The 15727-nt window shown below is 52.2% G+C and carries 8 protein-coding genes; 3 read left to right on the plus strand and 5 right to left on the minus strand.

What is annotated here, in order from left to right; all coding sequences use genetic code 11:
- Window positions 1-229: 229 nt before the first annotated feature.
- The 3 genes from VB741_RS16825 to gyrA form a co-directional block, all read right to left on the minus strand.
- On the minus strand, window positions 230-1858 hold the full coding sequence (locus VB741_RS16825; RefSeq protein WP_323366347.1) for a mechanosensitive ion channel: 1629 nt from the start codon (window positions 1856-1858) through the stop codon (window positions 230-232).
- Between the two features lie 450 nt (window positions 1859-2308).
- Window positions 2309-3148, minus strand: a complete 840-nt coding sequence (locus tag VB741_RS16830; protein WP_323366348.1) for an XDD3 family exosortase-dependent surface protein — start codon at window positions 3146-3148, stop codon at window positions 2309-2311.
- 402 nt (window positions 3149-3550) lie between these two features.
- Entirely contained in the window at window positions 3551-6328 is a 2778-nt protein-coding gene (gyrA, locus tag VB741_RS16835; protein ID WP_323366349.1) for a DNA topoisomerase (ATP-hydrolyzing) subunit A, read from the minus strand.
- A 311-nt stretch (window positions 6329-6639) separates the two neighbouring features.
- Here gyrA and VB741_RS16840 point away from each other — a divergent pair, with 311 nt between their 5' ends.
- Entirely contained in the window at window positions 6640-7572 is a 933-nt protein-coding gene (locus tag VB741_RS16840; RefSeq protein ID WP_323366350.1) for a histone deacetylase family protein, read from the plus strand.
- 104 nt (window positions 7573-7676) lie between these two features.
- On the opposite strand, the gene glgP is transcribed toward VB741_RS16840, so the two are convergent.
- Window positions 7677-10307 (minus strand): alpha-glucan family phosphorylase, encoded by a 2631-nt coding sequence (glgP, locus tag VB741_RS16845; RefSeq protein WP_323366351.1) that lies wholly within the window; start codon window positions 10305-10307, stop codon window positions 7677-7679.
- 254 nt (window positions 10308-10561) lie between these two features.
- A complete protein-coding gene (locus VB741_RS16850; protein ID WP_323366352.1) occupies window positions 10562-11890 on the minus strand; it encodes a hypothetical protein in 1329 nt (442 codons plus the stop codon).
- 363 nt (window positions 11891-12253) lie between these two features.
- Here VB741_RS16850 and VB741_RS16855 point away from each other — a divergent pair, with 363 nt between their 5' ends.
- Together VB741_RS16855 and VB741_RS16860 are read left to right on the plus strand one after the other, a co-directional pair.
- Window positions 12254-14587, plus strand: a complete 2334-nt coding sequence (locus VB741_RS16855; RefSeq protein WP_323366353.1) for a phycobilisome rod-core linker polypeptide — start codon at window positions 12254-12256, stop codon at window positions 14585-14587.
- 153 nt (window positions 14588-14740) lie between these two features.
- The gene (locus VB741_RS16860; protein WP_323366354.1) at window positions 14741-15661 is read left to right on the plus strand and encodes a HEAT repeat domain-containing protein; all 921 of its coding nucleotides are present in this window, start codon (window positions 14741-14743) and stop codon (window positions 15659-15661) included.
- The last annotated feature ends 66 nt before the right edge of the window (window positions 15662-15727 follow it).

A 15727-nucleotide genomic window follows, 5' to 3' on the forward strand; every position in this document is an offset into this window, starting at 1 on the left:
GGCGTCCTATCTTTACTTTACTTAAAAAATAAGCATCGTGATCCTGGGAAGGTTGTGATCTAGCTATAAACCCGTAGAAAGGAAACTGGATTAGCTTCTCTCTACGGGTTTATGGTTGGGTTAAGAAATGGGAAATTGACTAGAAACTTATTGCCTTGTGCCGTTTTTTCTAGATCGGCTGACCTACTGTTTTAGGTGCTGGACCCACCGGCACAAGTTTTAGCCTAACCTACTGTTTTAGGTGCTGGACCCACTCTCGTAGGTTATCAGCGGCAACATCGCGACCTCCTAGGCCAAATGCGATCGCAATTGCCACTGCAATCGCCCCCAACAATAGACCAAAGGCCAAGTTGACAATGCTAGTGGCTACACCCATTTGCTGCAGAGCCATGGCACCGACAAAGGCAATGATCACAATACGAGCTGTCTGAGCCAGGGTGTTAGAAGACGCCATACCCATGCCACTAATCATGCGGAAAGCCAGATTAGCCGCATAGAGACCAATAGCAAACACGATGATGCCGCTCAGTACCCGTACCGAAACCGCCATGATATTGTTAACAATCTGAGTCAGAGCCGGGAAGCCAAGAATCTCAGTGGCTGTTACCGCACCAAAAAGAATGACGCCAATGAGTACCAGCAAACCTGCAATCTCAGAAGGAGTCTTCTGGGGAGGCTGTACCGCTTCAATGGGTTGACCATCGAAGGCGATATCGATCGGCTCAGGGTCAGCACTGTTAGTGAGCTGAGAGAGACCCAAAACATCAGTAATGTTGTCAAAGCCTAGGCCAGACAGCAGGTTAATCACTAGGTCAGATACAAACTGCCCGATAAAGTAGAAGACTGTCAGCACCACACCCGCAGAGAGTACCTGGGGGATCTTGGCCATCACATCCTCTAGCATTGCAACCGCAGGTCCCGAAATGGCATCAATATTCAGCTCATTTAAGGCAGCAATAGCAACTGGAATGATGATTAAGGTGAAGACCAGTGTACCTGTCAGACTGGAAATGGACATGCCATCACCAGCGCGGGAAGCCAGTCCAAAGCGGCTACCAAGGTTATCTACACCAGTAGCGGCTAGCAGATTAGTAACAATGCCTCTGACAATATTGGCCACTAGCCAACCGATACCAAAGACAATAGCAGCGGTCAGAATCTGTGGAATCGCAGATAAAAACTGATCCAGCAGTTCTTCTACAGGGCCCAGCAAGCCCGGCAACTGTAGAGCACTCAGAATTAAAGGCAGTGCCAGCAGGAAGATAAACCAATAAAGAACGTTCCCCAGGGTTTCATTCACCTGGAAAGCGTTGCCTTCAGCATCTACACCCGTTTGCTGAGCTAATCGCTCATCTAGGTTCAAGCGGCCAAGACCGTTGGTAACGAATGATTTAGCTATCTTTGCAATGAGCCAGGTAATAAACAGGATTACTCCAGCACCGGCAATGCGTGGGATATACTCAAAAACCGTCTGTAATAGACCACTAATGGGTTCTGATACTGCGGTCAGCTGTAGCGCATTTAAGATGGCAATGATGAAAAAGAGCATCACCACCCAGAACACAATGCTGCCGATCGTGTTTTCAATCGGGATATCGTCCCCTAGACCAGCCTTAGCCGCTAGCTGATTGTCTAGGTCCGTTTTACCTAATAAAAACTTGGCAAATGCCTTCGCCACTGTGGCAACCACTAGGCCCACAATCAGCAGCAAAATTGCACCTAGCAGTCCGGGTATAAAGTTACCGAGCCGACTGCCAATGCTATCCGTAAACTGTGTAATTGAGTTTGCCACAGCCAGATTGAACATTGGGTTCAAACTGAGGGAGTCAAAACCAATCACCCCGTGGAAGTGAGTCATTGTTCTCTCTTATACCTACTGAACATCTACATGGGTCGAGCATGGTACCCAACCTAAGCGCAAATCATTACTCGCACATAAGGGTACCGCTTAATATCATTTTTTTCCCCGGAAGTCTTACTAATATCAGACTTTGTGATGCAAGCTCTGTATTTCTACGCATAAATTTAGGTTAAATTTAGGTTTTTAAGGTCTTATATTTACGATTAGACCAAAAATGGAAGGATTTCCTAGCTTTATCGAGATTATCGAGAATTGAGTCACTGCTGCACTACCGCAACAGCCATAAACCTGATCCACTGTTTTGGTCATAGAGCTAATCACCGTTGCCAGGTTTTTGTCGATTAAAGCAGCCTGAGGAGCAGCCATACCCGTTTGCATTGTTAAAGTAAGCATTTCCTGACCAAACGCCTGAGCTTTGGATCGCCGTAATCGCCGCTCGATCGACAACTAGGTCCCTTTACGCCATGGGATGCGGCTAGCCAGCAAGCCTAGGCCCATCAGCCCCCATAAATTTGAGGATTCTGGCACGTCCTGGGCCGGTTGATCCTGGAAGTTGCTCAGCAAGGCAATCCCATCGTTGACACATTCCAAAAATAGGCTGGCAATGAAGCTACCATTCGGCACTAGGGAGCGGTTAAACCGAACCGTATGGGTTTGCTCGTCACCCACGTCAAAATGGGCAAAGTCCAGTCCTGCCTGAGCCGCCTCCGACTCCGATAAAAAATCGATGGTTCCTACTAAGGTGCCGGTGCTGATGGAGGATAAGACCGGTGTTTCCGCACCAACATAAGCCAACGCCGCTGCCTCAGTGGCCATATCTCCCAAGGTATGGTCTCGGCCATAGCCAGCCCCATAGTAGGCCGTCAAACTGTTATGGCCATTGTTAACAGCTGCCACAGACTGGGCCGTTACATGACGAAACACCCCGACATCAGATACCCCCGAATCATTGGTGGCGGCAAAACGAATACCCCATAATTCACCATTGGCACTGTTCAGGTCAGTGCCGGTGAAATTTAATAGGAGATCGCCCCAGCCAATATTGCCATCCTCAGCGTTGTCCGTATCCACGCCGGTTAAGGCGGTGCCCCCGGTGACCGACACATAGACATTTTCACCCGTTTCCTTGACCGCCAGACCTTCTACCTCATAGGCCGGTCCACCAGAGCCATCGTCTAAGGCGTCAATGCTGTAGGTCCACCCTCGGTGAAAGGTACCAGCCTGGGCCGCGTAAGCAATGCCAAAGCTACAGACAAGGGAGCCTGTGAAAACAGCAAAATAGTTCATTAGATGCGGTAGGAGCAGAGAACAATGGGTCAAGCGAGAATGCCCATAGGATATCTAACGAGGTCAACCCTTTCCTCCGCGATATGCCCTTAATTGAAGGAATATGTCGCTAAAAGTAATACATTGTCGTCTGGGTGGAAATACTAGAGGAGAGAGTGCCGCTATCAATGGCGTTAAGTACGGCATCTGTCTGTCCCCCATAGTCATAAAAAAAGAAGAGCTACCAGGACATTAAGCCTAGTTGCTCTCCATAGTGATACTGAAAAAATTGAAAGCCAAACTGCCTGCGAATTAATCAAGCATCTCTTCCATAAAGAGAACATCCTGATAATCTCTCCTAACAATCAAGACATCGAGCTTGATGCCTATCAGGCACTGACCTATGGGATATAGGTTAGAAGGTTAGTCATCCGAGTCGGAGGTATCATTATCATCATCAGCATCGATTGCTTCAGTCCCTGACTCATCCACTGACTCATCAGTCACTAAGTCATCAGCAACTGAGGCATCTGGGCTGGGGATGCCATCTGATTCAGAATTGTTGATGTCCGCCTCTGAGCCACTACCAGGTTCACTGGGGATATTCTCCTCATCAATTTCTAACTCGGGCACAATGGCAACGGCTGCGATCGCATCATCTCCCCCCAATCGCTGTAGCTGCACCCCAGTGGCCATGCGCGACTGGATAGAAATGGCATCAACGGCCTGACGAATAATAATGCCGCGCTGGGTCACCAGCATCAGTTCGTCGCGAGGATGTACCACCCGCAGAGCCACCAGTTCATCGTTTTCCTTGCGGAATTTCATCCCCACCAGACCCATGCCAGCCCGGTTTTGCAAACGGAAATTTTCCACCCGCACCCGTTTACCCAGCCCCCCGGCAGCAATAATTAAAACCCAAGGACCAGCATCTCCCTCGGCCACCGTTACGTCAGTTTCTGTCGCCTCTGTCGCCTCTGCCGCCTCTGTCTCGGTGGCCTCATCGACATCCGCCCCATCACCCTCCTCCACTTCAGAAGCCGCCACCTTATCGGTGATCGCCGCCGCTAAGATATCCATACTAATGAGCCTATCGCCATCCCGCAGGGACATGGACCGAACACCACGAGTAGGTCGACCCAACGGTCGTAGCTGGGTGTTATCGGCCCTAAAGTGAATGGTCATGCCATGGTGAGAACCAATAATGATGCTGTCCGCGGTCCGGGCCAATCGCACCCAACGTAGCTCGTCGCCATCCTCTAGGGAAATGGCGATCAGACCGTTGGTGCGAATATTACTAAAGGCGGACAGGGCCGTCTTTTTAATAAAGCCGCCATGGGTGAGCATGACCAAATACACATCTTCCGAAAACTCCGGCACCCCCAGCACAGACGTAACTTTTTCCTCCCGGGGGATGGGCAACATTTGCACGATGGGATTCCCCCGCGCCGCCCGAGACCCTTCGGGAATTTGATAGGCCCGCAGGGTGTAGGCCACCCCACGATCGGTGAAAAACAACACATGATCGTGGGTACAACAGGTAATGAAATGATTGATCCCATCGTCATCCTTCATCCGGGTACCCGACTTACCACGGGTGGCCCGGTTTTGGGCCTCAAATGTCGAAACGGGCATCCGCTTGATGTAACCCTGTTCCGTCACCAGGATCACCACCTGTTCATTGGCAATCAGGGAAATATCCGTCAGTTCATCTTCCGCTGCTTCAATGACGGTCCGCCGCTCGTTGGCGTGGGCGGCACGAATCTGCTCCAGCTCTTCTTGAATGATTGCCAGGATGCGCTCGCGACGGGCCAAAATGTCCCGCAGATCCGTGATTTTTTCCTGCAGGGACTCATGCTCTAGCTGGATTTTGTCGGCTTCTAGGGCGGTCAGACGCCGTAGCTGCATCTGCAGAATGGCATCAGCCTGCACCGAGGACAGCTCGTAGGAGTCCATCAGCTCCTGCTTAGCAGTGGCCACATCCGCCGCATGGCGAATCAGGGCAATCACCGCATCCAGGTTATCCAAGGCGATCAGATATCCCTGGAGAATGTGGTCCCGCTCTTCAGCCTTACGCAGCTCATACCGGGTGCGGCGGGTAATGGTCTCCACCCGGAAGTCTAAAAAGACTTCTAAAAATCTCTTTAGGGTTAACAGTTGGGGCTCACCGTTGACCAGGGCCAACATGTTTACACCGAAGTTGTTTTGCAGGGGTGTCTGCTTGTAGAGATTGTTGAGCACCACCTTGGGATAGGCGTCCCGCTTGAGTTCGATCACCACGCGCATGCCGTCGCGATCGCTCTCGTCACGGATGTCAGAAATGCCGTCCAACCGCCGGTCGTTGACCATCTCGGCAATCTTTTCTATCAAACCAGCTTTGTTGGTTTGATAGGGCAGTTCGGTAATAATAATGGCTTCCCGGTCAGGACGACCGGTATATTCTAGGGTTTCAATGGCGGCTACCCCACGCATGGTGACGGAACCGCGCCCGGTGAGATAAGCATCGCGAATGCCACTACTGCCGATGATCTGGGCCCCGGTGGGAAAATCTGGCCCATGAATGTGGTTCACCATCAGCTCTTCGCTGGTAATCTCAGGATTTTGGATCAGGGCAATCACACCGTCCAACAGTTCACCCAAGTTGTGGGGGGGAATGTTGGTGGCCATGCCCACCGCAATCCCCGAGGAGCCATTGAGCAACAGCTGCGGGATGCGCGCAGGCATCACCGTGGGTTCTTGCTGGGAACCGTCAAAGTTGTCGGCAAAGTCAACGGTCTCGGATTCAATATCCTGAAGCAACGCCTCACTGGTCAGGGCATGGAGCCGCGACTCGGTGTATCGCATGGCAGCGGGCGGATCGTTGTCGATGGAGCCGAAGTTACCGTGGCCAGAGATCAGCGGAGCCCGCATGGAAAAGTCCTGGGCCATGCGCACCAAGGCATCGTACACAGCGGTATCGCCGTGGGGATGGTACTTACCCAGCACTTCACCGACCACACGGGCGCATTTTCTAAAGGGCCGATCTGCAGTTAACCCCAGCTCATGCATAGCGTAGAGAATACGGCGATGCACTGGCTTGAGACCATCCCTCGCATCCGGTAAGGCGCGCCCCACAATGACGCTCATGGCGTACTCTAGGTAGGACCGGGACATCTCGCTACGCAGATTGGTGGATACAATCCGCTCTTGGGGATTACTCATACAGAAAGGAGACTCCAAAGACGTCTGGAAAACAATGCCTAACTAAACAGGTTCTCAGTTAGGGTTTTAAGTCCCCTAAACTAGGAATTGTGAGGCCAGATTTTCCTGGAAAATTCTCAATGAGAATGGCTATTTATTTTAGCACATTATTGGGATTCTTGATGGGCGCTGTATCCCTGAAAAATCAAGGGTTTGGGGTTATATTTTCTAGGGTCGTTGAGATGGGGGTGCCAAGGCTGGGAATCACCTCGGAAATAAAGGCCATCACAGGGCAGTCTATTACGTCTGTTAAAGACTCTGGAGAAAAAACAATGGCATTCTCGACTGTGCCGTTTCGGGTAATTTATTCTGATCGGTTTTTAGACCATGACACCGGTATGGGCCATCCTGAAAATGCAGGGCGACTGACGGCGGTGGTATCGGCCTTGAAGGCCCATCCCATGGCCCAAAACCTGGAGTGGGTGGAGCCTTGCGATCGCAACCCCCTACCCCACATCAACACCGTCCACGACCCAGCCTATGTCCTGACCCTCCAACGCATCGCCGAGCAGGGTGGTGGCGACTTAGATGGCGACACCCCCGTCTCCGCTGCCAGTTATGACATTGCCCTCCTAGCGGCGGCCGCCTGGATGGATGGAGTAGACCATGTGTTGGGGGATAAAGACACCTCGGCATTTATCCTGGCCCGTCCCCCTGGTCACCATGCCGAATATGGCCAGGGCATGGGGTTTTGCCTGTTAAGCAATGCCGCCATTGCCGCCCACTACGCCCTGATGCAATCCGGCATCCAGCGGGTGGCGGTGCTGGACTGGGATGTCCACCATGGCAACGGCACCCAACAACTGGTGGGTAACCACCCCCAGCTTGCCTACTGCTCACTCCACCAAATGCCGGCCTATCCGGGTACTGGCCATGCCCAGGAAACCGGCGGTCATGGCAATGTGTGTAATATTCCCATGGCCCCCGGCAGTGCCTTTGAGGACTATCATGCCCGCTTTGAGCAGCAGGTTATGCCATTTCTCCAACAGTTTCAGCCGGATCTGTTGATTGTTAGTGCAGGCTACGATGCCACTGCCGCCGATCCCTTGGCCGAGGTGAATCTGAGGCCAGAAGACTATGGCGTGTTTACTCAGTTGTGCAAAACCGTAGCCCCTAAAATGCTCTTTGGCCTGGAGGGAGGGTATGACTATGGAGCCTTGAGCCAATCGATTGTGCACACCATTCTGGGCTGGTTGGAGGATTAAAATTACAGAACCCATGGGCAAGAAGATCTGAAGGTCTTCTTGCCCATGGGTTAACTGGAATGGATATGGATTGCTGACCAAACGGTTCAGTCAGCTTTTACGTTCTAAACGCCCACCTGGGCAAACGCAGGCAGTTCCATATTGCCCACATCGATGCTGACATGGTCTGGATCGGCCCAGAGGATCAGGCGAGGCAGGTAGGCGCTGCTCAAATGCTCATGGTTGGGCAACACCCGTAGGGAGAATCCCTGCAGACCACTGTGCCCATAGGCCACATTAAGGGTGTATAAGCTGCTGCCATCAGCATCTTGTCCCCGATAGACCATGGCCGTCGCTTGACCACCCTGCAGCTCACCATCCACATCGATGCCACCCTGGTAGAATTCCACCGAAACATCCGATGCCTGGAGGCGACCCAGATAGACCCGTGCCGTTACCTGGAGGGGCTCATTAACCTGCAAATCCACATCGTGGGACAGGCCAATTTGGGCGATGGAAATCTGTTGCCAGTGCTGGTACAACTCAGACTGCCACTGGGCTAGGGCCTTGGCAGGAGCATAGTCATTAACCAACAACTGACGACCCCGATCCGACGCGGCAAAATAACCCAGGTTCGAGTACTCCTGTAACATCCGAGCCGTATTAAAGGCCGGGGTATTTAACCGGATAGCGGCCTTCATCTTGGACACCCAGCCCCGGGGAATACCATGGTTATCGCGATTATAGAAGAGAGGAACTACGGCGGTTTCTAGGAGTTCATAGAGGTCATTGGCCTCCACTTCATCCTGGTATTCCTGGTCTTCGTAGTCTTCCCCAGAACCAATGGGCCAGCCGGTTGCAACATAGTCCGCCTCATCCCACCAGCCGTCTAGGACGCTGAGGTTGGGGAGACCGTTCATTGCCGCTTTCATGCCGCTGGTGCCGGAGGCTTCCCGAGGGCGACGGGGGTTGTTCAGCCACACATCACAACCTGACACCATCCAACGGGCCACGTGAATATCGTAGTTGGGCACAAATACGATGAACCGATCCAAACCTTCGTCACGGGTGAAGTGAATAATGTTACGGATCAGCTCTTTACCAGGAATATCCTTGGGGTGAGCCTTACCGGCAATAACAAATTGGACCCGGCGACCCAGGGAGTTTTCAACAATCTTGCGCAGACGCTCCACATCCCGCAGGAACAGGGTGGCGCGCTTATAGGTGGCAAAGCGACGGGCAAAACCGATGGTTAAAATGCTGGGGTCCAACACTTCCTGCGCCCGCTCCATTTCCAAATGGGAGCCACCGCGCTCTTTAACGGCCTTGCGCATGCGATCGCGAACGGACACCACCAAATGGGAACGACAGCTTTCGTGGTTGCGCCAAATTTCCTCATCGGGGATGGCACTCACCTTGTCCCATAGGGGGTCGTCCACCCCAGCGCTATCCCACTCGACTCCCAGGTAGCGGTCATAGAGTTCCTGGGTGGACTTGGCCACACAGCTACGGGCGTGAACACCGTTGGTAATGGAGGTGATGGGCACCTCATCGGCGGGCAAACTGGGCCACAGACCACCAAACATGGTGCGGGATACGGCACCGTGGAGCTTACTCACACCGTTAACAAAGGAGGCCATCTTAATGGCCAATACTGCCATGCTAAAGGGGGCGTCATTATCGGTGGTCTCAGTTTCCCGACCCAAGCCTAAGAAATGCTCATGGGATAGGCCAAACCGGGCAGCATAGTGCCCCAGGTAATGGAAGACCTTATCGGGGGGGAAGAGGTCAATCCCGGCGGGTACAGGGGTGTGGGTGGTAAACAGTTGGGTAGCTTGGGCCAACTGCTGAGCCTCACTAAAGCTCAAGCCCTTGTCATCCATCAGCATGCTGATCCGCTCTAGGGCCAAAAATGCTGAGTGACCTTCATTTAGGTGGTAGGCGGAGGGCTCATGACCCAGGGCCTTCAGCATCCGCACACCGCCAATCCCCAGCATCATTTCCTGGTGGATGCGCATGTCGATGTCACCACCGTATAAGCGATCGCAAATATCCTGATCGTGGGGAGCGTTAGGCTCAATATTGGTATCCAACAGATACAAAGGCACCCGACCCACATCTACTCGCCAGATCCGAGCATAGACCTTACGACCGGGATAGTCCACGGCAATACGCAGCTCATTCCCCTGGGCATCATGCTCTAGGGTCAGGGGCATATTATAAAAATCATTGATGGGGTAGCGCTCCTGCTGCCAACCATCCGCATTCAGATACTGGGCAAAGTAGCCTTCCTGGTACAGCAAGCCAACGCCCACTAGGGGCAAACCCAAATCGCTAGCGGTCTTTAGATGGTCACCCGCTAGTACCCCTAAACCACCTGAGTAAACCGGCAGGCAGGTGGTGAGGCCAAACTCCATGGAGAAGTAGGCATAGCACTCATGGTCAGTGGGATTAGCCCGATTCTGATCGTACCAAGACTGGGCATTTAGGTAATGTTCTAAACGCTCCACAGCATGGTTCATCTGGGCAAGAAACCCGCCATCTGCAGCTACAGTCTGCAGCCGATCTTGGCTGATGGTGCTCAGCATCAAGATGGGGTTGTATCGACAGGAAGCCCACAGACCCGGGTCCAATCGTTTAAATAGGTCAATAGTCCCCACATCCCAATCCCAATGGATATTCTCAGCCAGCTGACGTAGCGGTGCTAATGAAGGGGGTAGGGTGGGTGTAACGTTAAAAGTACGAATTGGGCGCATATGGTTTCTGACGCGAGTGCTTCAAGTCCACGAACATTCTGACCCTGAAACTGGAATTAGGGCCAACCCTTAATACTCTTTTTGCTCCCCAGGCATATTTTTCCTTAGGCAAACCGTCAGGAATCAAGGGATAGCCCCAAAGCTAAAATCTTTCTTCAATTAAGGACAGTTCGGGTTAGCAGCCTGTACTTCGTTGCCTTTTATTGCCTTTTATTGCCTTTTGTTCTGTATAAGTCATGTAACTTGATGGGAATTTACCAGTGCGCCCCTTTAATGCGGCACCCCACCCCTCCCCGTTCCTGAAGGCTCTTATGGGCTGCCTGTTCGGGACTAAAAAAAACGTTTTCCACGATCTGCCATCCCGTTGTCATTAGGGCTGCAAATCGTTCTTCCTGGGCCTTGATACCGCCGTTAGTGATGTAGTAATTTAAGCCATTTTTACCGGTGACAAATTCGCCATTGAAAAAGTTGTAAAACACCTCGTTTTCTAGCTTCTCTCGCCGCACCTTTAGGCCCGCTGCGGTTAAGTCCTGGGCGGCATCGTTCTCTAGGTTGCATTGCAACTGCAACTTGGCGGCCATTCTCTCTGTGGTCTGGCAAGGGACCATTTCGGCAATCTCAATGGCGTTTTGGAGGGCCTCGCTACTATCGTTTAAAATCACCACCCCATGGCCGACAAATAGCATGCCCATGTCTAAATGGAACTGTCCTGGCTGCTCGACACAGACAACCTGCGCAATGGTGTCCAAGCCAAAATCCTCACAGATCAGTCTCCTCACATCGTTGTCGCTGAGTTGATAAATGTTGGCGGTGGCTGCGATCGCATCTTTGCCCACCAGAACCATCGGTTGGCCGGTTATATCTTCTCCGACCATCATATTACCACCTTCTATATAGGCCCGAATGTGGCCCACCGGTTGTGCTTTTGCCCGGGCTGCCTGTTCCCGCTCCAGTCCCATCCTCAAAGCATTTACCCGGACCCCCAACAGAATCCACAGCTGATCTTCCTGGAGTACTTCTGCCAGATCCTCTGGGGGTACTTTTCCTTGCCACCGTTGTTTTCTTCCCTCAGTCATGGCCCAGATCAACAACTCCTGATCAAATGGATTGAGCACGGCTACCCGGCCATTCTCCAAGTATTCCACACTGTCCTCGGCCCATTTCGAGACCGGATTTTGCAATGCTGTTATGGCATAGTCCAGGGTTTTATAGTCGTCTTTAGCCAACTGTTGTTCAACGTCGTTGCGACCGATGGTGTCGGTTAGAATTTCCAAGCGCAACCCCAGTTCTTTAGCCGTTCTGGCAAGGAACCGGAGGTGCTCCAGCTCTGTCTCGACCGGTTGCTCCGATTGGCCCCGGGTATAGTTCAGATGCAGTACCGTAGTCCGACCACTGGGGGTTTTCTTATGGGGGAGGGAGCGCCCCGTATCCACCTCAGGAACCATAGCCCGAATGCGGGCCTGAATGGATGCCACAGTTTCCCCCAGGGCATTATTTGCCCCATCCTCAGCCGGCTCCTCCATCTGCCTTAACATTTTGTGCAGCCTCGTCAGCAACGGCTCCATCGTCAGTGACGGCTCCATTGAGGCTCCTATGGATTGCGTGCTGGGCTTTTCTGGGGGATGCTCTAGCATATATTTTGGGCTTTCTGAGCTATTTTTGGGCCATTCGTCCGCACGTTCATGGTTGCTTCCTAGGGAAAATGCCTGGAGAAAAGTGCCTTCATGAAAGTTTATTACGGAGTGTCCTCCCTAGAGGTGCCTGGAATTGTAACAATTCCTCAAAGTTGGCAGGGCCTAACCTTAATAAAATTAGGGAATAGCCTGACGCTAAATAAAGTTGGAGTCCCCCCTGATGGGCTAAAGATCTCAACCTTGGGTTTCCATGTACTAACAATATAAAAAATTAGGAGACATTGAATGGTCAGCACGTTTAAAGAATCTGTTGTGAATTCCTCAATTCGCCTAGGAACCCAGGCCTTTGATGAGGCAGATCCGGTTCAACTTTGGCCCAGTGACTCTTTAGAGGCAGTTGAGATCGTTATTCGTGCTGTCTACCGGCAGGTTTTGGGAAATGCCCATGTGATGGAGAGCGAGCGGGCCGCTGTAGCAGATGCGGAATCGCAATTGCAGAACCATGCCATTACCGTACGGGAATTTATTCGCCAGATTGCTAAGTCTGAACTATATCGGACTCGCTTTTTTGAGCCCTGCTCCCGCAATCGCTTTATTGAGCTGAACTTTAAACATCTCCTAGGCCGAGCCCCTGATAGCTATAGCGATATTGCTGTCCATGGCAATCTGATCGAAGCTGACGGGTTTGAGGCTGAAATTGACTCCTACTTGGATAGTGATGAGTATCACCAGGTCTTTGGGGAAGATACGGTGCCGTTTTATCGGGGGCATAAATCCCCCACTGGTCAGAAGGTGTCTGGGTTTGCCAACCTATTAAAGCTGCTGCGGGGGGCCGCCAGTCATGACAACAGTTTGACCCATGATCAGCAGGCCCGGTTAAATCAGGCCATTATGGCGAATCACATTGGTGCGATCGCCCCAGTTACTCGCCCTGCCACCGAGTGGAAAACCCCCATTACGGCTGAAGCCTATGCTCTGATGTTCCCCTCTAGGCAGCCTGCCGCTCCCGAGCCAAAACCGGCTATTCAGCTGGGCACCCAGGCCTTTGATGAAACAGCCCCGGTGGAACTGTGGGCCAACGGCTCATCGGCAGCAGTGGATGTGGTGATACGGGCGGTCTATCGCCAGGTTTTGGGGAATGCCCATGTCATGGAAAGCGAGCGGTTGACCGTAGCTGATGCCGAATCCCAGCTGCGCCATCGTTACATTACTGTCCGCGAGTTTATTCGCAAAATCGCAAAATCAGAGTTGTATCGGAGCCGCTTTTTTGAACCTTGTTCCCGTAGTCGGTTGATTGAACTGAACTTTAAACACCTCTTGGGCCGTGCCCCCAACAGTTATAACGACATTGCTGACCATAGCCACATCTTAGATGTGGCGGGCTTTGACGCTGAAATTGATGCGTATCTCGACAGTTCCGAATATCTTCTGGCCTTTGGCGATAACATTGTGCCCTACTACCGAGGACATCAGTCCCCCACAGGGCAGAAAGTGGTCGGGTTTGCTAATTTATTGCAGCTGTTGCGCGGTGCAGCGAGCAATGACAACAATCCAGTTTATAAGTCCCAAGCTCGTTTAACCCAGGCCCTTATGGCCAATCACATTGGTGCGATCGCACCCCTCAGCAGCCCTGCAGACATCACATACGTTCCCACCTTCCTGCAGAAAGAACCCGAGCTAACCCCGGCCCAACTCGCGTCCCAGCAAACCTATCAGGGCTATGCATCATTCCAGCAAACACCTCCCGTGGAGCTTGTATCCGGGGCATCCGCCGATGACATTGAAGGGGTGATTCGGGCCGTTTACCGCCAGGTGATGGGTAATGCCCACATTATGGAAAGTGAGCGTTTAGTGGTGCCCGAGTCCCAACTAAAACATGGTGAACTGACTGTGCGCGAATTTGTGCGCCAAGTGGCCAAGTCCGAACTCTATCGCTCTCGGTTTGCGGAAAACTGCTACCGTTACCGGGCCATGGAACTCAACTTCAAACACCTGTTGGGTCGTGCCCCCCAAAACTTCGCCGAAATGAAGGCCCACAGTACCATCCTGGACACAGCAGGCTACGAAGCTGACATCGATAGCTACATCGACAGCGATGAATATCAAAACGCCTTTGGTGAGAACCTGGTGCCTTTCTATCGTGGCTATCAGACAGCTCCAGGCCAAACCATGGTGGAATTCACCAACATGCTGCAGCTGCTCAAGAGTGCGTCTAGCAGTGACAAGGATCTAACGGACAATAGGCCGCGTATCGCTAATGCGATTCTGCCCTATCAGCCGGAAAAGGTCAGCCAACCCCGCGATGCCCAAGAGATCCTGGCCGAGGTCTTCAAATTCATACCGGCGACTACAACACCGGCGACCGCCGTGGCCCCCGCCGCCCAGCCCAACGAGCAGGATGTGTTAATTGCTAAACTTCAACAGCAACTGGCCGAGCTGCGCCCCGCCGCCGGCATTGGTGAATCTTTTCTGCGTAAAGGCACACAGCCCAAAGCAGTCCTGGCAGATCCCGGCAGCAGCCCCCAGCAAGCTGACGAAAAAGCTGCCGTGATTGAGCGCTTGCAGGGGGAACTGATGGCCGCCAGATCCTTGGCGGCCATCGGGGAAAGCCGCCTTAACAAGTGGCAACAGCGTAACTTTCGTTAGCCCCTAAGGGATGGCGGTAAAATTTTGGCTAGGTCAGTAACTGGACCTAGCCAAAATTTCTAGTCTGCTTCAACACTAGGCGTATGTTCTACCGCCGTACTAAAGTAATGGTGGAATAAAAAGTGAACTGCATCAGTTCCGTCTAAATACACCATGGTTGACAACGCCCCAAACGCCCAAACTCAAGCTGAGCTAGCTTTAGCCCAGGCCCATGTAGACAATCTCATCAGCAAGGTAACTGAGCAGATTGACACCCTCACCTTTGATCCGGACGATGGTGAATTACTGACAGAGTTGGTGGAAGGGTTTGCGGACAAGCGCGGCATGGTGCGACTGCGGATTGCAGAAACCCTAGGACAAATAGGGGAGCCCGCCACGCCTTTCCTGACCCAGGCGCTATCGAGTCATGCAGATCCGGTGGTACGTCGGGCCTGTGCCAAAACGTTGACCTTAATTGGTGATCCTACAGCGATTCCCGTATTGCTCCATGCCGTTCTCAATGATGAAGACACCGTTGTGAAAGGGTCTTCGGTAGGTGCCCTGGCGCGCACGGGTGAGGCTGCTGTGCCAGAACTGATCAAAATCCTGGAAGGAAACGATCCAAATATTACGGAAAGTATGAAAGGCCATGCGGCCTGGGCATTGGCTTTTATCGGTGCCGAGGCTAAAGAGCTGTTATATGAGGCTTTGAAAACGGATAATGTGGAGGTGCGAGCAGCGGTGGTGGCTGCGATCGCAAAAGTCACCCAAGAAGAGCCCAGCGACAACAACTTTGCCATCCTGATCAACGCCCTCAATGACGATGCGGAGATCGTCCGCAGTGAAGCCGCCGCAGTACTGGGAAATTTGGCCCATAAACCGGCCATTCCCACATTATTAAAGCTATTAGAACACCCACTATGGGAAACTCGAAAATCAGCGATTCTATCCCTGATGAAAATCGGTGACACCAGTGTGATTGACATGCTGAAAGCGTCTAAAGGTAAAGATGCTGAAGCCAGCAGTGGAGGCATCTACACCTTGGCCATTAGTCAACTAGAAAAAAAACAAAGTACCGCTAGCGATTGGGATTAGTTAAACCCTGTTAAACCCTGTTGTCTAAGCTGAAAGTTGTCGTTTCTCCTACGATAAAACGACAAC

Source organism: Leptothoe sp. PORK10 BA2 (assembly GCF_034932105.1).
In the GTDB taxonomy this organism is placed as follows: Bacteria; Cyanobacteriota; Cyanobacteriia; order Phormidesmidales; family Phormidesmidaceae; genus Leptothoe.